Raw genomic sequence first — 20,873 nt, 5'->3', positions numbered from 1 at the left:
AAGGGGTTGTTCATGTCTGTTGTGTCTGTACGTCGTCGTGCCTTCGGTGGGTTCGGTCTGGCCGCGGCCGGTCTGCTGACCGCCGGCACCCTCGTCGCGGTCCCCGCGGCGGCCGAACCGCAAGCGCCGAAGGCAGGATCGTTGAGCGGTCGGACGGTCTTCCTCGATCCGGGCCACCAGGGGTCCGCCGCCGGGCACTCGTTGAACAAGCAGGTCCAGGACGGCCGCGGCGGCACCAAGGACTGCCAGACCACCGGCAGTACCGCCCTGGGCGGCAAGGCCGAGCACACCATCAACTGGGACGTCGCGCAGCTGGTCAAGGCAGGGCTGGAAGCCGAAGGCGCCCGCGTGGTCTTCAGTCGGCCCGACGACACCGGGTGGGGCGGCTGCGTGGACGAGCGGGCCGCCGCCGCCAACGACTCCAAGGCCGACCTCGCCGTCAGCCTGCACGCCGACTCCACCAGCCGCAGTGCCGACGAGGGCAAGTCCGGTTTCCACCTGATCACCCCGGTGCTGCCGGTGCCGGACGCCACCGTAACCTCGGTGCAGGCCGGCAAGGGACGCCAGGCCACCGAGGCCATGCGGGACGCCTTCAAGCGCTCGGGCTTCACGCCGGCCAACTACGGCGGCGCGAAGAACGGCATCGTGGCGCGCTCGGACATCGCGGGCGTGAACCTGACCCGCGTGCCGATCGTGTTCGTCGAGATGGGCAACCTCGCGAATCCGAAGGAGGCCAAGGAACTCTCGTCCGCGAAGGGGTCGGCCGCCTACGCGCTGGCGATCACCAACGGTGTGAAGAACTACCTCTCCACCGCACCCGCTTCCGAGCCGGTTCCGCTGGCCCCCGGTGAAGCCGGACAGTACGGCGACACCGGCGGCGACGCCGCCGACCTCGCCGCGCTGGCCGCGGTGGGACCGCTGATCGAGCAGCTCTCGGCCGCCAAGAGCCTCGACGAGGCCCAGGCGATTCTGATGGCGCAGGGTTCGGACGTCTCCGCGCAGGTGCTCAAGGCGATGCTGGCCGTGGTCTACACCGTCTTCGGCGGCAAGCTGCCCATCTGATCTGGGGCGGTGCGATCTGGGTGGCGCGATCTGGGCGACGAAGCCGCCGGGCACACCGGCATCGGCACTAGAGTCGAGGCATGGGCCTGTTTTCGAGTGTGAAGACCATCCGCGACCTGTTCTACATGCCGACCCCGGTGCCGAGTTTCGCCGGCCGCAAGGTGCTCATCACCGGTGCGGCCAGCGGGATCGGGAAGGCCACCGCCGAGGCGGTGGCGCGGCGCGGCGGTGAGCTGGTGCTGACCGACGTGCAGACCGGGCTGCTCGACCAGGTGGTCGCCGAGCTCTCCGCGACCGGTGGCACCGTGCTCTATCACCGGGCCGGCGACGTGTCCGACTACGACTGGGTCGCCGCCTTCGCGCGCGACGTCGAAGCCGAAGTCGGCGTGATGGACGTGGTGATGAACGTCGCCGGAATCTCGGCGTGGGGCACCGTGGAAAACCTGGAGCACAAGCAGTGGCGGCGCATGGTCGACGTCAACCTGATGGGACCGATCCACATCATCGAATGCTTCGTGCCGGCGATGGTGCGCCGCGGCAAGGGCGGCCAGCTGGTCAATGTGTCGTCGGCCGCCGGGCTCCTCGCACTGCCGTGGCACGCGGCCTACAGCGCCAGCAAGTTCGGCATCCGCGGGGTATCGGAGGTGCTGCGCTTCGACCTGCGCAGGCACGGCATCGGCGTCAGCCTCGTCTGCCCGGGCGCCGTCGCCACCCCGCTGGTGGACAGCGTCGAGATCGCCGGGCTCGATCGCAGCAATCCGGTGATCGCCAAGCAGGTCGGCGGTTTCCATCGGATCGCGGTGACACCTGAGCAGGCCGCCGAATCGCTGTGCAAGGGCGTCGTGCGCAACAAGTTCATGGTCTACACGTCGTTCGACACCCGCTTCGGCTACTGGTGGGCCCGCAAGTTCGCACTGCCCTACGAGGTCGTCATGCGGATCGCCAACAACCGCTTCGACCACCTCGCGCGGATCAGCGCCGTGAGTGCGGGCGCGCCGGGCGCCACCGACTCGTCGTCGACGCCCGCGGACAACCGTGGCTGACGCGTTCTCGTCGGCTGTGCCCGACGACGTGCTCGTCGTCGCCGCCACCCGAGCCGAAGCCGCGCATGTTCCCGCCGACGCGCAGCTCCTCATCACCGGCCTCGGCAAGGTACGCAGCGCCACCGCGCTCACCCGCCGTCTCGCAGCCGAGCCCGGACGCTACGTGCGCGTGGTGAACATCGGCACGGCGGGCGCCCTGCACCGGCACCACGCGGGCCTGTACCTGCCGTCGACGGTGATCGAACACGACCTCAGCGCGGCCGATCTGGCCGCCCTCGGCTACCCGGTCACCGACACCTGGGAGGTTCCCGGGGGCGACGGCACCGTGCTGGCCACCGGCGACACCTTCGTCGCCGACGAAGGGCAACGGGACCGGTTGGCCGCCCGCGCCGATCTCGTCGACATGGAAGGTGCCGCGCTGGCGCACGTCTGCGCCGACTTCGACGTGCCGATTCGGTTCGTCAAGGTGGTCAGCGACTACGCCGACGACTCGGCCATGGACTGGCCGTCCGCGCTCGATGCGGCCGCCCGCGATCTCGCCGCCTGGCTGGTGGACAGCCGGTGGGGGCTGGTGCAGGAGAGCCCGGTCCAGGCGTAGTCCGATCCGGCGGGATCAGTCGTCGAGACCGAGGGTCAGGTCCTCCACGGCACCCTGATCGCGCAGCTGCTGGCCTGCGGTGCGGCGCGGATGATCGGTGTTCGGTCGCGCCGGGATCACCTGGGGCTCGGCCCGGCGCACCGGACGATTCTGCGATTCGCCGACGGCGGTCGGCGACTTGCGGACCGGTCGCGGCCGCTCGGGAGCGGCCGCCGGCGTGGGACGGGGGCGGGCCGGAGCTCGGCGATCGGCGGCGTCGGGACCGGGACGTGCGGCCGGTCGCGTCGGATCGGCGGGGCGTGCCCCGGCAGCATTCTGTCCGGCAGCGGTGTGAGGTCCGCGACGGGGATCGACCCCCCGGCGTTCCGGCGCCGGCGTTCCGGCCGCGACCGGTGCGTCGGCGGTGGGCTCGTGACGACGACGTCGTCGAGCGGCCGGGTCACCGGCTGTCTGCGGTGCACCCTTGCGGGCGGCGTTCTTGCGGGCGGTGTTCTTGGGGGAGGCGGCCTCGCTCTTGGCCGCCGAGCGCGGGGTGCGCTTGCTGCGATCGCCCTCGGCCCGGTCGCGGGTCGGGCGGTCCCGCTGGGCGCGGTCCTCGTCCTTGGCCGGGCGACGACGTGCCGTCGCCTGCTCGGCGGCATCCTCGCGGGTGAAGTACCAGCGCGCCACGGCGATCGCCACACACAGCACGAACGTGGTGATGATCCACGGGAAGAGGTTGGAGTACGGCATCGCGATGTTCAGAACGGTCTTGCTCAGGCTCTGCGGTTTGCCGCTGGTGTTGCTGATCGACACCAGGCTGAACAGCGAGATCAGGCCGATGGTGAGGGTAATCAGCGGTGGCTGTACGGCGGCGGTGAACAGCGCGCGTCGTCGCACCGCGAGAGCGGCCACGACACACCCGATCAGAAAGAAGACGTTGTAGATCAGACCCAGCGAGGAGTTGATCAGGCTGTCGATGGTGGCGCCGAGCGCGGTGCACCCGGCGGCGATCAGCAGGGCGCCCCACCAGGGCACTCCGACGAATCCGGGCAGCACGCTCTGCTTGTCCGCGGGCACCGGGGTGCGGTTCGTGAGGGTAGAGAGCACGGATCAACGGTACCGGGTGCAGGGAGTGCCACGCAGACGCCAGGCCGGTGGCGTCGTGATCGGTCAGGTGTCGCGGGTCGCAGTGCGGACCGCGACGTCCACCGCGGGCAACCGTTCGCGCGGCGGACTGGGAGCGCCGCCGACGTCGCCGAGCGCCTCGAGTTCGGACAGTCGACGGGCCGTGACCGACAGGCGCGAGTCGATCGCGCCGATCGCCGAGTTGTACGACTCCACCGCCCGGCGCAGTGCGCTGCCGGTCTTCTCCAAGTGCCCCAGGACGCCGTCGAGCCGCTGGTACAACTGGCGGCCGAGGGTGTGGATGGTGGCGGCGTCCTCGGCGAGCGCGTGCTGACGCCAACCGAGGGCGACGGTCCGCAGCAGCGCGATCAGCGTGCTCGGCGTGGCGAGGACGACGTTGCGGGCGAAGGAGTAGTCGAGCAGCGTCGGATCGGCGCGCGTGGCGGCCTCCAGCACGCCGTCGCCGGGGAGGAACAGCACGACGAACTCGGGTGAGCTCTGCTGCGCCGCCCAGTACGACTTGGCCGACAACGCCGTCACGTGGCTGCGCACCGCCTGCGCGTGGCGGGTCAGCAGCGTCGCTTCGTCGACGGGACCGGGAGCTCCGGCGGTGGCCTCCAGGTAGGCCGACAGCGGGGCCTTGGCGTCGACGACGATGGTGCGCCCGCCGGCCAGATGGACCACCAGGTCCGGGCGCAGGCGCCGGTCGTCGCCGTTCACGGTCTGCTGGGTGGTGAAGTCGCAGTGCCGGGACATGCCGGACAGTTCCACGATGCGTTCCAGCTGCACCTCGCCCCAGCGGCCGCGGATCTGCGGTGCGTGCAGGGCGCCGGCCAGGCGGCTGGTCTGCTCCTGCAGCCGCACCGAGGTCTGCGCCATGCCGCGAACCTGCTCGGTGAGACCGGCGTAGGCGTGGATGCGGTTGTTCTCGGTGCGCCGCAGTTCCTCCGACAGCTGAGTCAGCGTGTGCCGCAGGGGCTCGACGATGTCGTTCACCTCGTCGCCGAGCACCGCGGACTGCTCGCGCGTGGCCTCCAGGGTGGCCGCGCCGACCGTCCCCGCGGTGAGGTGGTGCGCGAACCATCCGGCGACGACGCCGACGATCAGGCAGACGAGGCCGGTGATGGCCAGGGAAGCGGTCATGGCGTCATCATGACGGTCCCCTCCGACAATTCCGCGGGCTCGGCGTGGGCCGTCGGCTACTTCTCGCGGTCGATCAGGGCTTCCTTGATGTCGAGCCCGTACCGGAAGCCACCGAGCCCGCCGTTGCTGCGGACCACCCGGTGGCACGGCACGAACAGGGCGGCGGCGTTCTGCGCGCAGCAGGCGGCCGCGGCGCGGACGGCCGCCGCGTTCCCGGCCCGCTCGGCCAGTTCGCTGTAGGTCACCGGGGGACCGGCCGGCACCGCGCGCAGCGCCGCCCACGCGGACTGCAGGAAAGGCCCCGAGTGCTGGCGGACGGCGATGCGGGACGGGGCGTCCAGGTCGCCCTCGTAGTACGCGCGCACCGCCTCGACGATGTCGCCGCCGGGCCGCTCCTCGAGGGTCTCGGGTCGCAGCGTCGGGTGGATGAGGGCGCGCAGGTACTCGCCGTCGTTCACCCAGCCGGAGGCGTAGACCACGCCGTCGTCGAACAGGACCGTGAACGGTCCGTCGTCGGTGGCGACGGTGGTGCAGCCGAGGGTGTCGGGTGTGGTGGTCGGGGCGGGTGCGTCGGTGGTGGTCATCGCGTGCCTCTCTGGTGCGCCGGGCCGGTGGCCGCGGCGGTCGATGTCAGACGGTGGCGCCACAGATGCATGGCCGCGTACGACCGCCACGGACGCCATTGTTCGGTACGGGCCAGGTCGATGCCCAGTTCGGCGGCGGCGCGGACGATCACCAGGTCGCCGTGCGGCAGCACGTCGGGATCGCCGGTCACCCGCATCGCCACCTGATCGGCGGTCCACGGTCCGACGCCGTCCAGAGCGAGCAACTCGGTCCGTAACTTAGACGTCTGCGACCCCGCGTGCGGTTCCATCGCGCCGGAGGCGATCGCGCGGGCGGCGCCGACCACCGCCCGGGCCAGTCGCCGCGGACCAGCGATCGCGTCCTCGCCGGCAGCCGCGACGGCTGCCGGCGTGGGGAACAGGCGGTCGGGTACCTCCGGTCCGACGGTGCCGTGCCACGGTGCGGGTTCGCCGAGGTCGGCCACCAGCGCGCCCAGCCGGGTGCGCGCGGCGGCCACGCTGATCTGCTGGCCGACGATCGTGCGCAGCAGGGTCTCGTGGCCGTCCACCCCGCCGGGGATCCGGATGCCGGGTGCGGCGGCCACCAATGGCGCCAGGTGCGGATCGGCCGACAGCGCGGTGTCCACCGCGATCGGATCGGCGTCGAGGTCGGCGAGCCGACGCAGCCGGTTCACGGCGACGCTCAGGTCGCGCAGGTCCAGGTGCTCCAGGTGCGCGGTCGCATGGTCGTCGTGCAGGGTCAGCGCGACCAGCGCCGGACCGCGCGGCAGGCGGAGCGTGCGCTGCAGCGTGGCGCCGTCTACGCGTTCGACCCCGTCGACGGCGTGCGCGGCGAATCCCCGGACGGTCCAGTCGACGTCGTACGGGGTGCGCAGAGGCAGGCGGAGCGTCAACGCCGGCCCGGCCTGCGCGGCGGCGCCCCGGTAGCGTTTGCGTAGTTCGCTCGGCGTGCGGTCGTAGGTGTCGCGCAGGGTGTCGTTGAACTGGCGGATGCTGGCGAAGCCCGCGGCGAAGGCCACGTCGGAGACCGGCATGGACGTGCTGATCAGCAGGATTCGGGCGGTGGTGGCCCGATGGGCGCGGGCCAGTGCCAACGGTCCGGCGCCGAGCTCGGCGCGCAGCACCCGACCGACGTGCCGGGGCGTGTAGCCGAGGGCGCGCGCCAGGCCGTCGACCCCGTCGCGATCCACCACGCCGTCGGCGATCAGCCGCATGGCGCGACTGGCCAGGTCGGCGCCGGTGTTCCAGCGCGGGCTGCCGGGCGTCGCATCCGGCAGGCAGCGGCGACAGGCGCGGAAGCCTCGCGCGACGGCCGCGGCGGAGGTCGGCACGAAGTCGACGTTGCCGCGCTCGGGCGTGCGCGCCGGGCACGACGGTCGGCAGTAGATGCCGGTGGTCCGGACGGTCACGAAGAACTGGCCGTCGAACCGGCTGTCCCGGGCTGATAGCGCCTTGTAGCAGTGCTCGAAGGGGAGCTCGAGCACTGTGGGATCGGCGGCGGGGGCGGTCACAGACACGAGTCTGCCCGTCGCCGAGTCCGTCGGCTAGCGGTTTTCGGACTCGACGATGAGCGAGTGCGCCGCGGGTTGTGACACGCGCCAGTCGCGAGTGTGTGTGACGATTGCACGCGTGAGTAATGAAAACGATGACCTGCGGGGCACGTCGGGTGTCGACGACGCCGATGCGGCGGCGATCGACCGGGCCGAAGAGCAGGCGCGGAGCGAGCCCGACGACCTGGCGTCGGTCACCGAACGGGTGATGACCGACCCGCGGACCGGCAAGCCGTATCCGAGTCGGTCGCGCGTTTTCCTGACCGGACTCCGGTCGTCGGCCATGGTGTCGCTGCAGGCGATCCTGGTGCTGGCCTTCCTGGCCGTGGTGATGTGGATCCTCGGCAAGCTCTGGGTGATCGTGCTGCCTGTGGTGCTCGCGATCATCATCGCGACCGTGCTGTGGCCGCCGGTGCGGTGGCTGCGTAAACGTCGGGTGCCGCCTGCGCTGGCCGCGCTGAGTGTCGTGCTGTTGGCGTTCCTGGTGGTCGGCGGTGTCATCGGGGCCATCGCGCCGTCGGTGATCGATCAGACGCCGATCCTCGTGGACCACGCCATCGACGGCGTCAAGAAGGTTCAGGACTGGGTGCAGGGGCCCCCGCTGAACGTCGACGACCAGCAGATGTCCGGTTTCGTCGACACCATCATCGAGAAGCTGCAGAAGAGCGCCACCACCATCGCGTCGGGCGTGTTCAGCGGTGTCGGTGCCGCCACGTCGGTCTTGATCACCGGCTTCACCTCGCTGGTGCTGGTCTTCTTCTTCCTCAAGGACGGGCCCAAGTTCATTCCGTGGCTCAACCGCACCGTCGGCATGCCGACCGGCTCGCACATCGGCGAAGTCCTGATGCGCATGTGGAACACGCTCGGCGGGTTCATCCGGACCCAGGCGATCGTGAGTGCCGTCGACGCCGTGCTGATCGGTATCGGCCTGGTGGTGCTCGATGTGCCGCTGGCCGGGGTGCTGGTGCTCATCACGTTCATGGGCGGCTTCGTGCCGATCGTCGGTGCATTCGTCGCCGGCGCCCTCGCGGTGTTGATCGCCCTCGTCGTCAACGGGCTGACCACGGCGCTGATCGTGCTCGCGATCATCCTGCTGGTGCAGCAGTTGGAGGGCAACGTCCTGTCGCCGTGGCTGCAGTCCAAGGCCATGGAACTGCACGCTGTCATCGTGCTGCTCGCGGTGATGTTGGGCGGCACGCTGTTCGGCATCATCGGTGCCTTCCTGGCCGTTCCGACGGCGTCGTGCCTGGCGGTGCTGTTGCGCTACGTGCTGGAACAGATCGGGATGGCGGCCGGTGAGCGGATCGTCGCCGAGGACGCCGAAGCCGAGGCCGCGGCGTCCCAGAAGCGCAAACTGATGTCCCGGTTCCGAGCCGGATCTCAGGGCGGTCCGAGCGCGTCCTGACTAGGCGATAGACTCAACTCCCGTGAGTCTCACCCTCGGAATCGTCGGACTGCCCAACGTCGGCAAGTCCACCCTGTTCAACGCGCTGACCCGTAACGACGTGCTGGCGGCAAACTACCCGTTCGCCACCATCGAGCCGAACATCGGTGTGGTGGAGCTGCCGGACGTCCGGCTGACCCGCCTGGCGGAGATCTTCGGCAGCGAAAAGATCCTGCCCGCCGTCGTCTCGTTCGTCGACATCGCCGGCATCGTCAAGGGCGCGTCGGTGGGTGAGGGCATGGGCAACCAGTTCCTCGCCAACATCCGCGAGGCCGACGCCATCTGCCAGGTGGTGCGTGTCTTCGCCGACGACGACGTGGTGCACGTCGACGGCCGCGTCGACCCGACCGCCGACATCGAGGTGATCGAGACCGAGCTGATCCTCGCCGACATGCAGACCCTCGAAAAGGCGCTGCCGCGGCTGGAGAAGGACGCCAAGAAGAACAAGGAACTGGCGCCGCTGGCCGACGCCGCGCGCACCGCGCAGGAGCTGCTCAACAGCGGCAAGACCCTGTTCTCGGTGCAGGACTCCTTCGACCTGTCGAGCGTGCGCGAGCTGCACCTGCTGACGGCCAAGCCGTTCCTGTACGTGTTCAACGCCGACGAGTCGGTCCTCACCGACGACGCCCGCAAGCAGTCGCTGCGCGACCTCGTCGCCCCGGCCGACTGTGTCTTCCTCGACGCCAAGGTGGAGAGCGAACTCCTCGAGCTCGACGAGGACGACGCCCAGGAACTCCTCGACTCGATCGGCCAGGACGAGCCCGGCCTGCGTCAGCTGGCTCGCGCCGGCTTCCACACCCTCGGCCTGCAGACCTACCTGACCGCCGGGCCCAAGGAGTCGCGTGCCTGGACCATCCGCCAGGGCGACACCGCTCCCAAGGCGGCCGGCGTGATCCACACGGACTTCGAGAAGGGCTTCATCAAGGCCGAGATCGTTTCCTTCGAGGACCTCGACGCCGCCGGCTCGATGAACGCGGCCAAGGCCGCCGGCAAGGTCCGCATGGAGGGCAAGGACTACGTCATGGTCGACGGCGACGTCGTGGAGTTCCGGTTTAACGTCTAGCGTTATTGACGGCTGTCGTTATATTCTAGTCGTGTGATCAGATCGTTCGGCGACAAGGACGCTGAACGCATTTGGCGCGAGCAGTACGTCAAGGGCGTTGATCGCACCGTGCAGCGGGCGGCGCTGCGCAAGCTCGAGTTGATCCATGCCGCGAAGGATGTCGAGGACCTTCGGATTCCACCGGGTAACCGGTTGGAGAAGCTGGTCGGCGATCGCCGAGGTCAACACAGCATTCGGGTGAACGCCCAGTGGCGCATCTGCTTCGTCTGGAGAGATGGAGGTGCAGAAGATGTCGAGCTCGTCGACTACCACTGAGACGGACATGATCGAGCCGATCCATCCGGGCGAGATCTTGATGGAGGACTTCATCGAGGGTTTCGGGATTACGCAGAACAAGCTGGCGGTGTCGATCGGTGTGCCGCCGCGTCGGATCAACGAGATCGTGCACGGCAAGCGGGGAATCACCGCGGACACGGCGATCCGGCTGGCGCGATACTTCGGAACGTCCGACGAGTTCTGGATGAATCTGCAGTCGCACTACGAATTGCGGCTTGAGCGCCGCGCGCTGCGGGCCGCGATCGCTGCGATCACTCCGCTCGACGTCGCGTGAGCGCTATCGGCCTCACCGGGCGATTGGTCGTACAAGTCCTCCAGCGGACGTGATCGTATCTCCCAGGCGTCAGCGCGGTCGAGCGCGTCCTGAGCGAGTCGGAAGTTGCGCGTTCGCAGTATCTGCCCGCCACTTGGCCTCGGCGGATCGTGTCCAGGTGTACCGGGCCGCTGCCATCCGTGAATCGACTTGGGTACGCGCAGGTTCACTCCGGCCGGGTCCGCGAACCAGGCGCGCTGGTCCTCGACCGAAACGCATGCTTCGAAGTCGGAGTCGCCGTATTTCTCCGCGGCATGCTCGCTGGGCCTTCGAGAGGCCCAGCCGCACTCCTGGACGCGCAAGCCCAAATCGCATAGCGTTCACAACGACTCGTTGATCAGAACGCGTGACTCTACGCCCGATCCGAAGTCCACCACCCCAAGGGGCACTATCGCTCTAGGTCAAGTCCCGAGTAGTGGTGTAGCGCTGCGATCCTTCGTTGGTGCTGGTTAAGCGCTGAGTTCGTGGGTGGTGTCGGCGTTTACCTCGATTCCGGTGGCGGGGACGGGGGTGAGTCGGCTTTTGGCGAGGATGTCCAGGCCGAGGTAGCGGCGGCCTTCTGCCCATTCGTCGGTCTGTTCGGCCAGGACTGCGCCGACCAGACGGACGATCGCGTCACGGTTGGGAAAGATCCCAACGCTGTCGGTGCGGCGTCGGATCTCCCGGTTGAGGCGTTCGTTGGGGTTGTTAGACCAGATCTGCTGCCAGAGTCCTTCGGGGAAACCGGTGAAGGCCAGGATGTCGGCCCGAGCGGTGTCGAGGTGATCGTGCGCGTCAGGCAGTTTGGTGTCGACGTAGTCGAGCAGTCGGTCGAACTGGGCGTTGACCGAGGCGGCGTCGGGCTGGTCGTATACCGAGTGCAGCATCGCTTTGACTGCCGGCCACAGACTTTTCGGGGTGACGCTCATCAGGTTCGCCGCGTAGTGGGTGCGGCAGCGTTGCCATGCTGCCCCGGGCAGGTTCGCTGCGATCGCTTCGACGAGGCCGGCATGAGCATCGCTGGTTACCAGCCGGACTCCGGTCAGGCCGCGGGCGACCAGGTCGGCAAAGAAGCTGTTCCACGCCACTGTGGTTTCCGCGGTGGCTACCTGCAGGCCCAAGACCTCTCGGCGCCCGTCGGCGTTGACCCCGGTCGCGACCAGCACGACCGCGTTGACCACGCGACCACCTTCACGGACCTTCATCGTCAACGCGTCCGCGGCGACGAACGTGAACGGGCCCGCTTCACTCAAGGGGCGGTGCCGGAACTGCTCGACGTGCTCATCGAGATCAGCGGCCATCCGCGAGACCTGGGACTTCGACAGCGAGTTGATCCCCAGTGTCTTGACAAGCTTGTCCATGCGGCGGGTGGACACCCCGGCGAGGTAGCAGTCAGCGACCACGGTGATCAATGCTGCTTCGGAGCGTTTGCGCCGCTCGAGCAGCCATTCCGGGAAATACGTGCCCTGCCGCAGTTTGGGGACAGCGACATCGATCGTTCCGACCCGAGTATCGAGGGCGCGGTGCCGGTATCCGTTGCGCTGGTTGGTGCGCTCAGCTGATCGCTGCCCCCATTCAGCGCCGCATACCGCGTCGGCATCAGCGGAGAGCAGGGCGTTGATCACAGCTTGCAGCAGTTCGCGCATCAAGTCCGGCGACGCATCGCTCAGGGGGCTTGGCTCAGCAAGCCCGAAGGGTCGACAATGTGTGGTGCGGTCATCGTGATGACTCCGTTCGAGTGGGTTGTAGGAGATTCCTCGAAGGATCACACGGTGACCGCTCCCGCTCCGAGCAACGACACGCTGCTCGTCATGGTCCCGGTCACCGGGCTACACCACTCTATGGGGCACTACTAAGTACCTACTAAGTACGGGGCGCAGGGGGCGTGGTCGCGGCGCATCTCCGACGAGCACCGACTGGTCTATCTGGTCGATGGCGAGGACCTCGTGATTCTGCAGGCTCGCTACCACTGCTGACGCCGATCGCCATGCGCGTGGACGTGGGGGCACGGCGCCCGCCCTGGCACACTGTCGGCATGCTGACCGAACTGCCGGGAATCGGCCCCATCGAAGGGGACGACCCGCAGTGGTACCGGACGCCGCGATGAGCCGGAGGGGGCGGCGGCTGGGCGACGGTTACGAGCCGCACGTCGACGAGGTCGTCGGGGAACTGATCTATTCGGCCCCGGTCGACTCCGGTCCGGTCTCGACGAGCATGTCGTTCCCGATCACTCACGGCGATCTCGACGTCCTCGCGACGGACCCGTACCGGCGCGCGGTCCTCGAAGTGATCGGCCACGCGGTGCTGCAGCGGTCGATGATTCGCGGCCGAGCGCCGGTCAGCCGTGCCGACTTCGCGGCACTGGTCTCGTCGATCCTGCATACGTCCCCGGCCGAACTGGACGCCGTCATCGATCGGGCGGACGTCGAACACCACATGGTGACGCGGATGTACGTCGACCAGGTGGTGCAGCGCCGGTCGTGACGACAGGCCCTTCGGCGGCAGTGCGCCTGAGTCGGCGAATGCGCCCTGGGAGCGACCCGGACAACCGCGTCAGCCCGCCTCGGCACAGCACTAGGGCCTACCGCGGGTCGCTACGTCCTCTCGCCGAACGCGAGCTCGTCGAGGACCGCGCGGAAGGTGCGGTAGCGCTCCGGCCCGACGTCGTCGGCCAGGGCGGCCTCGACTTCGAGGAAGTGCTGGTGCTGCACTTTCATCAACCGTTCGCCTGCGGGGGTGCGGTCGATCAATCGGAGACGCCGGTCGTCTGCGGCGGCGCGTGTCGTCAGGTGCCCGGAGGTGACGAGGCCGTTGACGAACTGCCCGCAGGCCTGCTTGGTCATGCCGAGGCGCTCGGCGAGTTCGGTCACGCTGACCCCGCCCCGCGGCACGCCGTGGATCACCCGGAGTTGCGAGACGCGTAGGCCGTCGAACGCGGCCGGGTCGTAGACGTCGAGCAGGCGGTACCGGAGGGCCTGGAGGGCCACCACGATTTCCCGCTCGTCGGGCGCGAAGGGGGTATTGACCACGGTGGTAAAGTTACCTTACTAACTCCTCCTTGTGAGTGATTCTCGGAGTTCGGAGCGCGGCATGGCGATCGATCTGGCAGTCCTCGGGCCTGCGGCAGTGCCCGACGAAGTGCTGGCGTCGATGGTCGCGGACAGTTGGGGCGCGACCGCGGCGACGCTGCTCACCGTCGAGGCGGAGGAGTTCCCCTACGACGTCCCGGCGATGACCACCGAGGGTCGCTTCGTGGTCTCCGGAGCCGCGATGGTCGACGGCGCCGAGCGCGCCTTCGCATTCTTCGTCAAACACATCCGCGAGTGGTCGCGGTCCCCGGAGTTCGCCTACGTCCCCGCGGAGCTGCGCGAGTGGGCGCGCACGACAGTGCCGTGGCGCACGGAGGCTGAGGTCTACTCGTCCGATCTCGCCGAGCGGCTGCCCGCCGGGTTCACGATGCCCGACGTGCTGCGGGTGCAGACGATCGACGACCTGTCGTACGCCGTGTGGCTCGATCTGGTCGACGCGGACCCGGTCGAGTGGGACGTCGAACGCTATCGGCAGGCGGCACGGCTCCTCGGTCGATTCGCCGCTTCGCGGGGAGTGCGGGCGGTGGCGGCGAGGGTCAGCCACGAGTTCCGGATGTCCACCTACGCCGACGGCCGACTGCGGAACGGGGTTCTCCCGATCCTGCACTCGGACGTCTGGGACCACCCGCTCCTGGCCGCCGACTTCGCCGACCTGCGCGAGCCGATGCGCGCGGCGGCCGACGACCTCGACGCGATCGCCGCGGAGCTGTCGACACTGCCGCCGCTCGCGGCGCACGGGGACGCCTGCCCCAACAACCTGCTGGTGCGGCCCGACGGTTCCGGCTTCACCTTGATCGACTTCGGCTACTTCCGCACATTGCCGGTCGGCTTCGACATCGGGCAACTCCTCATCGGGGACGTGCAGATCGGGAAGCGATCCGCCGACGATCTCGAACTGCGCGCCGGTGTCATCGTCGAGGCGTACGCCGCAGGCCTGGCCGAGGAAGGCGAGCCGGTTGCCGTCGACGTGATCGAGCGCGCGCACGCCCTGCAGTTGGCCCTGTTCAGCGGGCTTCCGGCCTTGCCCGTCGAACTCCTCGACCGCGAGCCAGACGCCGCCCTGCAGGCGCTGGTCGCGGCGCGCGCTCGGATTGCGCGGTACAGCCTGCGCCTGCTCGACGAGACGATGTCGCACGGCTGACCGGGCCGGGCAGGTACCGGGCGGTCGCCGGTAGGGTCGGGGCATCACCCCATCGAGAAGGAGTCTGCTGCCGTGAGTTTCTCTGTCTATCTGTCCGGTGAGATCCACACCGACTGGCGCGCGGAGATCGAGCGTGGCGCGAAGGCCGCCGGCCTCGACGTGGTCTTCACCGCACCGGTGACCGATCACCCCGCGAGCGACGCCGCCGGCGACCATCTCGGCCCGACCACCGACGGGTTCTGGCGCGACCACCAGTCCGCCAAGATCAACGCCATCCGCACGCGCCACCTGATCGAGCAGAGCGACTTCGTGGTGGTCCGCTTCGGCGACCAGTACAAGCAGTGGAACGCGGCCTTCGACGCCGGCTACTGCGCCGCGCTCGGCAAGCCGTACGTGACCTTGCACGCCGAGGACATCGTCCATCCGCTCAAGGAAGTCGACGCCGAGGCTCAGGCCTGGTGCACGACGACCGATCAGGTGGTGGAGACCCTGCGGTACGTGCTGAAGGCCTAGCCATGACAGCGGCCTCCGGTGCGGACCGGTCCGGACATCAACTGCTGTGGATCAACGGGCCGTTCGGTGCCGGGAAGACGACGGCGGCTCGACGGCTGTAGAACAGTCATGACCGCGTGGTGGTTTTCGATCCCGAGGTGATCGGGTCGGCGTTGCGGACGGCCTTGCAGCCGGTGGTGCCGGTGCGCGATTTTCAAGAGTGGCCCGCCTGGCGCGAGGCGGTCGCGGCGGCACTCAACGCGCTCGCGCGCGAACTGCCGGCGACGCCTCATCTGATTGTGGTGCCGCAGACGATTGTGGTGCAGGAGTATTGGGCACAGATTCGGGCGGCGCTCGACCCCGGGCTCGGGGTGCATGCGGCGGTGCTGCGGGTGAGTAAAGATCGGCATCGGGCGCGGGTCGTGGCTGATCCCGAAGAACCGATGGCAGTCGACTGGCGACTGACCAACTATGACGGCTTCGACGGCGCCGACTGGATTCGATCGGCCTTCCACACCGTCGACGTCACGGACCGAAACCCGGATGCGGTGGCGGAAGTTCTGGCCGCCGTTGTGCGCGAGGGCAACGACACACCGGCAGCGCCGGGCCCGGCGACGACGTGGCGCGAAGTCGAGTACGACTCGGCGTGGGCGCCGTTCCAGCAACGTTTCGCCTTTGCCCCCGAGTTCTATGAACGTGATCATCCGGCGATACGGCTACCCGACGGCGCGCTGGTCCTCGACCTGTCGCCGGTCTTCGCGCCTGGGCCTCGGTTCGCGTCCGGGTCGGCCGCGGTGGATGCGGCGGCGTTCCGCGCGTTCGTCTGGCTCGCCGGCGACGCCGACCTGGTGGCCCTGGACTGGCAGCACCCGGCCTATCGATACTCGCCGGCCGCCCACGTGCTGCAGTCGGCCGAGCCCCAGGTGCGAGTGTTCCCCGACGGGGACTACTACGCCCATATGGCGGCCGATCTGCGGTGGGGCACGTTCGGCCACCCGTGGCAGCAGACGTTGACGATCTGGGGTGATGAGCTCGTCGCCAGTCTCGGCGCCGAGCTGCTCACCTGGCTCCCGCGGCACCCGCAGAGTCCTTCGCCGCTCACTCCCGACGCTCCAGCACCGCCTGCGTACTGGCCTCGGGCGTGAGATCCATCCGCCGCAGCAGCTGGGCGTTGAGGGCGACCACGACGGTCGACGCCGACATCAGGATCGCGCCGACCGCCATCGGCATCACGAAGCCCACCGCGGCGAGAACGCCGGCCGCGAGCGGCACCGAGATCAGGTTGTAGCCCGCCGCCCACCAGAGGTTCTGCTGCATCTTCCGGTAGGCCGCCCGCGACAGCTGGATCACCGACAGCACCGAACGGGGATCGGAGCCGGCCAGAATGACGCCCGCCGAGGCGATGGCCACGTCCGTGCCCGCACCGATGGCGATGCCGACGTCGGCCTGCGCCAGGGCAGGGGCGTCGTTGACGCCGTCGCCGACCATGGCGACCGTCCTGCCCTCGTCCTGCAGTTGCGCGACCTTCGCGGACTTGTCTTCCGGGCGGACGCCGGCGAAGACGCGGTCGATGCCGAGCTCGGTGCCGACCTCGTTCGCGACGGCTTCGGCGTCGCCGGTGATCATGACGACCTCGACGCCGAGGGCGTGCAGAGCGTCCACCGCCTCGCGCGATTCCGGACGGACCTCGTCGGCGAGCTTCAGGCCGCCGATGACCCGACCGTCGCGGAGCACGTGCAGGATGATCGCGCCCTCGGTGCGCCAGTGGTCGGCTGCGGCGACCTCGCGCTGACCGGTCTCGTCGAGCAGGTGGGGACCGCCGACGCGGATCTCGTGCCCGTCCACGGTGGCGGTGACGCCGACGGCGGGCGACGACGAGAAGTCGCCGGCCGGCGCGACGGTCAGTCCGCGGTCCTGCGCGGCGGCGACGATGGCCTTGGCCAGCGGGTGCTCGCTGTCGGCCTCGGCCGCGGCGGCCAGCGCGAGGACGGTGTCGGCGTGGAGATCACCGACCGGTTCGACGCCGGTCACGGTGGGCTCGCCCTTGGTGAGGGTGCCGGTCTTGTCGAAGAACACGGCGTCGACGTGCCGCATGGACTCGAGCGCGAGGCGATCCTTCACCAGGACGCCGCCGCGGGCGGCGCGTTCGGTGGCGATGGAGACCACGAGGGGGATCGCCAGACCCAGGGCGTGCGGGCAGGCGATGACGAGGACGGTGATGGTGCGGATCACGGCTGCGTCCGGGTCGCCGATCGCCGACCAGACGACCGCGGTGATCAGTGCCGCGCCCAGCGCGAACCAGAACAGCCAGCCCGCGGCGCGGTCGGCCAGGCGCTGCGCCCGCGAGGAGGAGTTCTGCGCCTCGGTCACGAGCCGGTTGATCCCGGCCAGCGCGGTGTCCTCGCCGGTCGCGGTGATCTCCACGCGCAGACCGGAGTCGGTGGCGACGGTGCCCGCGGTGACGGTGTCGCCTTCGCCCCGCGACACCGGGCGGGACTCGCCGGTGATCATCGACTCATCGACATCCGCGCGACCCTCGCGGATCACGCCGTCGGCCGGGATGCTGCCGCCGGGGCGGACGATCACGAGGTCGCCGACGTCGAGGTCGGTGGGGGCGACGGTCACCACGTCGTCGCCCTCGACGCGTTCGGCCTCGTCGGGCAGGAGGGCCGCGAGCGAGTCGAGCGCCGAGGTGGTCTGGGCCAGCGACCGCATCTCGATCCAGTGGCCCAACAGCATGATCACGATCAGGAGTGCCAACTCCCACCAGAACTCGAGTTCGTGGTGGACCACGCCGAGCGTCGCTGCCCACGACGCGAAGAACGCGACGCTGATCGCCAGCCCGATGAGCAGCATCATTCCGGGCTTGCGGGCCTTCAGTTCGCTCCACGCGCCGGTGAGGAAGGGCCGGCCGCCCCAGACGTACATGACGGTGCCGAGGACCGCGGCCGCCCAGCCGGCCCAGCCGGGCACGGAGTAGCCGAGCAGCATGGCGAACATCGGCGAGAGCGCGACCGTCGGGATCGCGATGATGAGGTTGATCCAGAACAGTCGGCGGAACTGGCCCACGTGGTCGCCGTGCCCGGCGTGTCCGCCGTGGCCGGAGTGGTCCTCGTTCCCCTCCTGGCTGTCGTGGCCGGCGTGCCAGGCATGATCGGTCCGGTCCTGCGTCATCGTGTGGCCGTCGTGGCGGTGCTCCATGGCGTGACCGTCGTGCCCACGCATCGGCGGAGCGGCGGATCGGCGGGCGCTGTGCCCGTCGGAGTCGTCGCCGTGATCGTGATGGTGGTCGTGTCGTTCCGGATCAGTCATCGCTCTGCCTTTCTCGGTATCGGCCAGCCTCTGTTCACGTCGGCTATTGCATCCTACGGTATACCCCTATGGGGTATTGGTCAATGGTCTGGCGGCTCGAAATTTCCGTCCTCGCGCGCGGCAGACGTGCGCTGGAGCAGGAGTGGCGGGCTCGTACTCGGTGGCCCGTTCCGGGGGGGGGGGGGGGGGCTGTGCTGGTCGGCGGGACGACCGCGCCGGGCGACTGGCGGTGCGTACTACACGCGGTACCGCGTGAAGTCCGTCTTGGAGACGAAGAAGCCGTATCCGTTCGGGTTCTCGCAGCGGATTCCTTCTTGCGTCGACGAGCAGGTGATCGACAGGTCCGGCTGCGGTGAGAACGTCACCGATTCGCCGTATTCGAGGACCGCGCGCGGCTCGGTGCGGAGGCCCTGGATGATGGTGGCGCACGCCGGCCTATCGAAGTTCTGCCAGCCGAACTGGACCGCGCGGTTCTCGGCGTCGCCGGGATAAGACCCGCAGCGAAGATCTTCAGCCACGGTGCGCGGGTAGTCGGGCACCTGGCAGAGCAGCCCGGTCGTGAACTCGTGACAGCGAATCGCGCCGGACGGCGACCGGAACTCGTGACCCGAATCGGTGGCGAAATCGGCAGCAGGCCTATTCGTCGCGCCGCCGTCCGTCGGCGCGCTCTTCGTGGTCGCTGGTGTGCTGTTCGTGGACGTCGGTGCGCTGTTCGTGGTCGCAGGTGCGGTTTCGGAGCTTGTCGCCTCCTGCGATAACGATGGCCCCTGCCGTGGTTATTCCGTCGTTGAGCAGGCCGTCAACCCCAACAACAGGCCTGCTGCCAGTGCGACGGCGAGCACGCTGCGCGAACTCCAAGACTTCCTTGTCATGGGACCTCCCTGACCAGTGATCTGATCCCACGCTAGACCCCGGTCGGACAGAGCCGTCGGCTTGCGCCGTCCGCTGGGGGCTATCCGTATCCGGGTGAATTCGATGGAGCGACGGATCGGCGGGCGCTGTGTCCGTCGGAGGCGGCTCGCTCGTTCTGCTTCGCGCGAGGCTGGCTGACGTGGGCGGGTGCGCGGGAGGGTGGGCCTTCGTGCGGGGACCTCTTGCAGCTACCGGTCCGCTAGTCGTGCGTTGAGAAAGGTGGGGCGCTGTCTATGGTGTCTGGGCACTACCTATCTGCGGTCCAATGATCCCGGACGGCGAGATGTCAGAGGTCAATCGTCGTCTTCGCTGACCCAGTAGCCAGGGTCGCTGTACTCGCTCGGGTCAATCGTCTCGTCATCGGTCGAGTAGCGGTCCCAGAATCCGATTCGTTCAGCGTTGACCAGCTCAGACTCGGTGCGTGCATCGCTCCAGGCGTTCTCGTTCTCGTCCTCTTCCCAGTCGTCCAAGTCGTCCAATTCGTCCTCGGTGCTGCCTAGGTCGCTGGCAATTTTTTGGGCTGGTGTGGGGAGGCGTTGCCCGGGCCTCCATCTGGCCTCGACCTCCCGTCCAGCAAATATGTAGACTATATGGCCAAAGACGCACCGCGTTTGATCGGTCGCATGTTCGCCTGTCAGGCTTCGAATTCGATACAGCGGCACGTTAAATCGTTGCTGATCAATGCATCGTGGGCACGAGAAGTCGGCAGGTAGGTCGGGTGAACTAGCAAGAGACGGCAGCTTCGAGGGCGCTGGCTGTAGTGACAACTCTTGCGGACTCATTGTTGTCGCAGCGGCCGGGATAAAGGCCCCCGAAGAGAGGACCGCTTCAGTCCATCCTTTCGGTGTCAGCGCGATGGTCCAACGCCAGTAGGATCCGAAGTCCAGCACGGTTTCCGGTTCCGGCAGTAAGCCGATCAGAGTCTCCGCGGCCTCGTCCTGGTTGCCGTGTGCACTTGTCCAGCGCACACGGCCAGAGGCGTCGACGAGCACCAGGCTGACGGGTGTTGCTGCGGCTTTTCGACGCTTCTTCACGATGAGCCCGAGGTCCTTCAGGCGGCGCGCGGTTTGATTCTCGTTGCTACCGACGAAGTTGGCGAGAACCTCGGGGTCGGTGATGCCGCGGTTCCACCAGTCAGAGAGCTCTCCGTCTTTCATATCGTCCCAGAGGGTCAACCCATGTGCGGCGCAGTAGGCGATCACCCGGGAATGCCAGTCGTACGATTCGCTCTGCAAATTCGCCAGTCCCTTGTCCAGCTGCCCTCGCCAATCGGACGGTTCCGGGGCCTGGGAGTCATCGAAGATTCGGACCCGGCTGTCGACGGAACCCACGGACCGGTCTAGCGCCTTTGCTGTCTGCTCCAAGGTCCGCTGCGTGCGAATAAAGTACACCAGGGTTTGGTAGTCGCGCAGGGACCACGAATGACCGTGCTTGCGGGGCGTGGGGTTCATGTCGCTGTTGCCATTTCATTCGGTGGAGACTGCCTCGCACGGCATTTTAGGCTGGCAGGCTGCAAGCCACGAACGCACCGCCGATTGGGCGAGGTCCGTTCCCCGGGCTCGCCAGCCGACTTTGTCGGGATAGTGCCCCTTGGGGTGGTGGACTTCGGATCGGGCGTAGAGTCACGCGTTCTGATCAACGAGTCGTTGTGAACGCTATGCGATTTGGGCTTGCGCGTCCAGGAGTGCGGCGGCCTTGTCCTTCT

At 68.5% G+C, this 20,873-nt stretch carries 20 protein-coding genes and 2 pseudogenes; 13 read left to right on the top strand and 9 right to left on the bottom strand.

Annotated elements, in window-relative coordinates; all coding sequences use genetic code 11:
• Positions 1 to 12 precede the first annotated feature (12 nt).
• From ABD989_RS16745 to ABD989_RS16735, 3 genes are all read left to right on the top strand, one after another.
• Positions 13 to 1,062 carry an N-acetylmuramoyl-L-alanine amidase gene (locus ABD989_RS16745; protein ID WP_345314346.1) on the top strand — a complete coding sequence of 350 codons (1,050 nt, stop codon included), beginning with the start codon at positions 13 to 15 and terminating at the stop codon, positions 1,060 to 1,062.
• A gap of 80 nt (positions 1,063 to 1,142) precedes the next feature.
• Positions 1,143 to 2,105, top strand: coding sequence for an SDR family oxidoreductase (locus ABD989_RS16740; RefSeq protein ID WP_345314345.1), 963 nt, complete (start codon positions 1,143 to 1,145; stop codon positions 2,103 to 2,105).
• The gene (locus ABD989_RS16735; RefSeq protein ID WP_345314344.1) at positions 2,098 to 2,703 is read left to right on the top strand and encodes a nucleosidase; all 606 of its coding nucleotides are present in this window, start codon (positions 2,098 to 2,100) and stop codon (positions 2,701 to 2,703) included. Before ABD989_RS16740 ends, ABD989_RS16735 begins: the two co-directional genes overlap by 8 nt.
• 15 nt (positions 2,704 to 2,718) lie before the next feature.
• On the opposite strand, the gene ABD989_RS16730 is transcribed toward ABD989_RS16735, so the two are convergent.
• The 4 genes from ABD989_RS16730 to ABD989_RS16715 form a co-directional block, all read right to left on the bottom strand.
• Positions 2,719 to 3,792, bottom strand: coding sequence for a DUF6542 domain-containing protein (locus ABD989_RS16730; protein WP_345314343.1), 1,074 nt, complete (start codon positions 3,790 to 3,792; stop codon positions 2,719 to 2,721).
• A 63-nt stretch (positions 3,793 to 3,855) separates the two neighbouring features.
• Complete coding sequence (locus ABD989_RS16725) at positions 3,856 to 4,953, bottom strand: DNA recombination protein RmuC (protein ID WP_345314342.1); 1,098 nt, start codon at positions 4,951 to 4,953, stop codon at positions 3,856 to 3,858.
• Positions 4,954 to 5,009: 56 nt separating this feature from the next.
• Positions 5,010 to 5,537 carry a methylated-DNA--[protein]-cysteine S-methyltransferase gene (locus tag ABD989_RS16720; RefSeq protein WP_345314341.1) on the bottom strand — a complete coding sequence of 176 codons (528 nt, stop codon included), beginning with the start codon at positions 5,535 to 5,537 and terminating at the stop codon, positions 5,010 to 5,012.
• On the bottom strand, positions 5,534 to 7,048 hold the full coding sequence (locus ABD989_RS16715; RefSeq protein WP_345314340.1) for a DNA-3-methyladenine glycosylase 2 family protein: 1,515 nt from the start codon (positions 7,046 to 7,048) through the stop codon (positions 5,534 to 5,536). The genes ABD989_RS16720 and ABD989_RS16715 overlap by 4 nt, the downstream gene beginning before the upstream one ends.
• Positions 7,049 to 7,295: 247 nt before the next feature.
• Here ABD989_RS16715 and ABD989_RS16710 point away from each other — a divergent pair, with 247 nt between their 5' ends.
• Genes ABD989_RS16710 through ABD989_RS16695 form a run of 4 tightly spaced genes read left to right on the top strand, consistent with a single transcriptional unit; the run spans position 7,296 to position 10,204 of the window.
• Positions 7,296 to 8,492, top strand: a complete 1,197-nt coding sequence (locus ABD989_RS16710; protein WP_345314362.1) for an AI-2E family transporter — start codon at positions 7,296 to 7,298, stop codon at positions 8,490 to 8,492.
• A 22-nt stretch (positions 8,493 to 8,514) separates the two neighbouring features.
• Complete coding sequence (gene ychF / locus ABD989_RS16705) at positions 8,515 to 9,594, top strand: redox-regulated ATPase YchF (protein WP_345314339.1); 1,080 nt, start codon at positions 8,515 to 8,517, stop codon at positions 9,592 to 9,594.
• A 33-nt stretch (positions 9,595 to 9,627) separates the two neighbouring features.
• Complete coding sequence (locus tag ABD989_RS16700; RefSeq protein ID WP_345314338.1) at positions 9,628 to 9,909, top strand: type II toxin-antitoxin system RelE/ParE family toxin; 282 nt, start codon at positions 9,628 to 9,630, stop codon at positions 9,907 to 9,909.
• 7 nt (positions 9,910 to 9,916) lie between these two features.
• A complete protein-coding gene (locus tag ABD989_RS16695) occupies positions 9,917 to 10,204 on the top strand; it encodes a HigA family addiction module antitoxin (RefSeq protein ID WP_425556557.1) in 288 nt (95 codons plus the stop codon).
• 488 nt (positions 10,205 to 10,692) lie between these two features.
• Here the strand turns inward: ABD989_RS16695 and ABD989_RS16690 are convergent.
• Positions 10,693 to 11,942, bottom strand: a pseudogene (locus ABD989_RS16690) (IS256 family transposase).
• Between the two features lie 139 nt (positions 11,943 to 12,081).
• On the opposite strand from ABD989_RS16690, the pseudogene ABD989_RS16685 reads away from it, so the two are divergent.
• Both ABD989_RS16685 and ABD989_RS16680 read left to right on the top strand, forming a co-directional pair.
• Positions 12,082 to 12,198: pseudogene (locus ABD989_RS16685) on the top strand (type II toxin-antitoxin system YoeB family toxin); the annotation flags it as partial.
• A 127-nt stretch (positions 12,199 to 12,325) separates the two neighbouring features.
• On the top strand, positions 12,326 to 12,706 hold the full coding sequence (locus ABD989_RS16680; protein WP_345314336.1) for a hypothetical protein: 381 nt from the start codon (positions 12,326 to 12,328) through the stop codon (positions 12,704 to 12,706).
• Between the two features lie 110 nt (positions 12,707 to 12,816).
• Here the strand turns inward: ABD989_RS16680 and ABD989_RS16675 are convergent, their stop codons facing one another.
• The gene (locus ABD989_RS16675; RefSeq protein WP_345314335.1) at positions 12,817 to 13,251 is read right to left on the bottom strand and encodes a MarR family winged helix-turn-helix transcriptional regulator; all 435 of its coding nucleotides are present in this window, start codon (positions 13,249 to 13,251) and stop codon (positions 12,817 to 12,819) included.
• A gap of 61 nt (positions 13,252 to 13,312) precedes the next feature.
• Between ABD989_RS16675 and ABD989_RS16670 the strand changes: the two genes are divergently transcribed.
• The 3 genes from ABD989_RS16670 (at position 13,313) to ABD989_RS16660 (ending at position 16,089) form a co-directional block, all read left to right on the top strand.
• Positions 13,313 to 14,452, top strand: coding sequence for a phosphotransferase (locus tag ABD989_RS16670; RefSeq protein ID WP_345314334.1), 1,140 nt, complete (start codon positions 13,313 to 13,315; stop codon positions 14,450 to 14,452).
• Between the two features lie 72 nt (positions 14,453 to 14,524).
• On the top strand, positions 14,525 to 14,965 hold the full coding sequence (locus tag ABD989_RS16665; protein WP_345314333.1) for a YtoQ family protein: 441 nt from the start codon (positions 14,525 to 14,527) through the stop codon (positions 14,963 to 14,965).
• A 116-nt stretch (positions 14,966 to 15,081) separates the two neighbouring features.
• Positions 15,082 to 16,089 (top strand): DUF2716 domain-containing protein, encoded by a 1,008-nt coding sequence (locus ABD989_RS16660; RefSeq protein WP_345314332.1) that lies wholly within the window; start codon positions 15,082 to 15,084, stop codon positions 16,087 to 16,089.
• Here ABD989_RS16660 and ABD989_RS16655 read toward each other — a convergent pair.
• Complete coding sequence (locus tag ABD989_RS16655; RefSeq protein ID WP_425556558.1) at positions 16,043 to 18,169, bottom strand: heavy metal translocating P-type ATPase; 2,127 nt, start codon at positions 18,167 to 18,169, stop codon at positions 16,043 to 16,045. The genes ABD989_RS16660 and ABD989_RS16655 overlap by 47 nt on opposite strands.
• A 323-nt stretch (positions 18,170 to 18,492) precedes the next feature.
• Entirely contained in the window at positions 18,493 to 18,774 is a 282-nt protein-coding gene (locus tag ABD989_RS16650; RefSeq protein WP_345314331.1) for a hypothetical protein, read from the bottom strand.
• Positions 18,775 to 18,871: 97 nt separating this feature from the next.
• Between ABD989_RS16650 and ABD989_RS16645 the strand changes: the two genes are divergently transcribed.
• A complete protein-coding gene (locus ABD989_RS16645) occupies positions 18,872 to 19,141 on the top strand; it encodes a hypothetical protein (RefSeq protein ID WP_345314330.1) in 270 nt (89 codons plus the stop codon).
• Positions 19,142 to 19,461: 320 nt separating this feature from the next.
• Here the strand turns inward: ABD989_RS16645 and ABD989_RS16640 are convergent, their stop codons facing one another.
• Positions 19,462 to 20,619 carry a hypothetical protein gene (locus ABD989_RS16640; protein WP_345314329.1) on the bottom strand — a complete coding sequence of 386 codons (1,158 nt, stop codon included), beginning with the start codon at positions 20,617 to 20,619 and terminating at the stop codon, positions 19,462 to 19,464.
• Between the last annotated feature and the right edge of the window lie 254 nt (positions 20,620 to 20,873).

The sequence above is a fragment of the Gordonia alkaliphila genome (genome assembly GCF_039542465.1).
Lineage (GTDB): Bacteria > Actinomycetota > Actinomycetes > Mycobacteriales > Mycobacteriaceae > Gordonia > Gordonia alkaliphila.
Note: the sequence above shows the minus strand (reverse complement) of the source record. Positions and strands in the feature narration are given on the sequence as shown.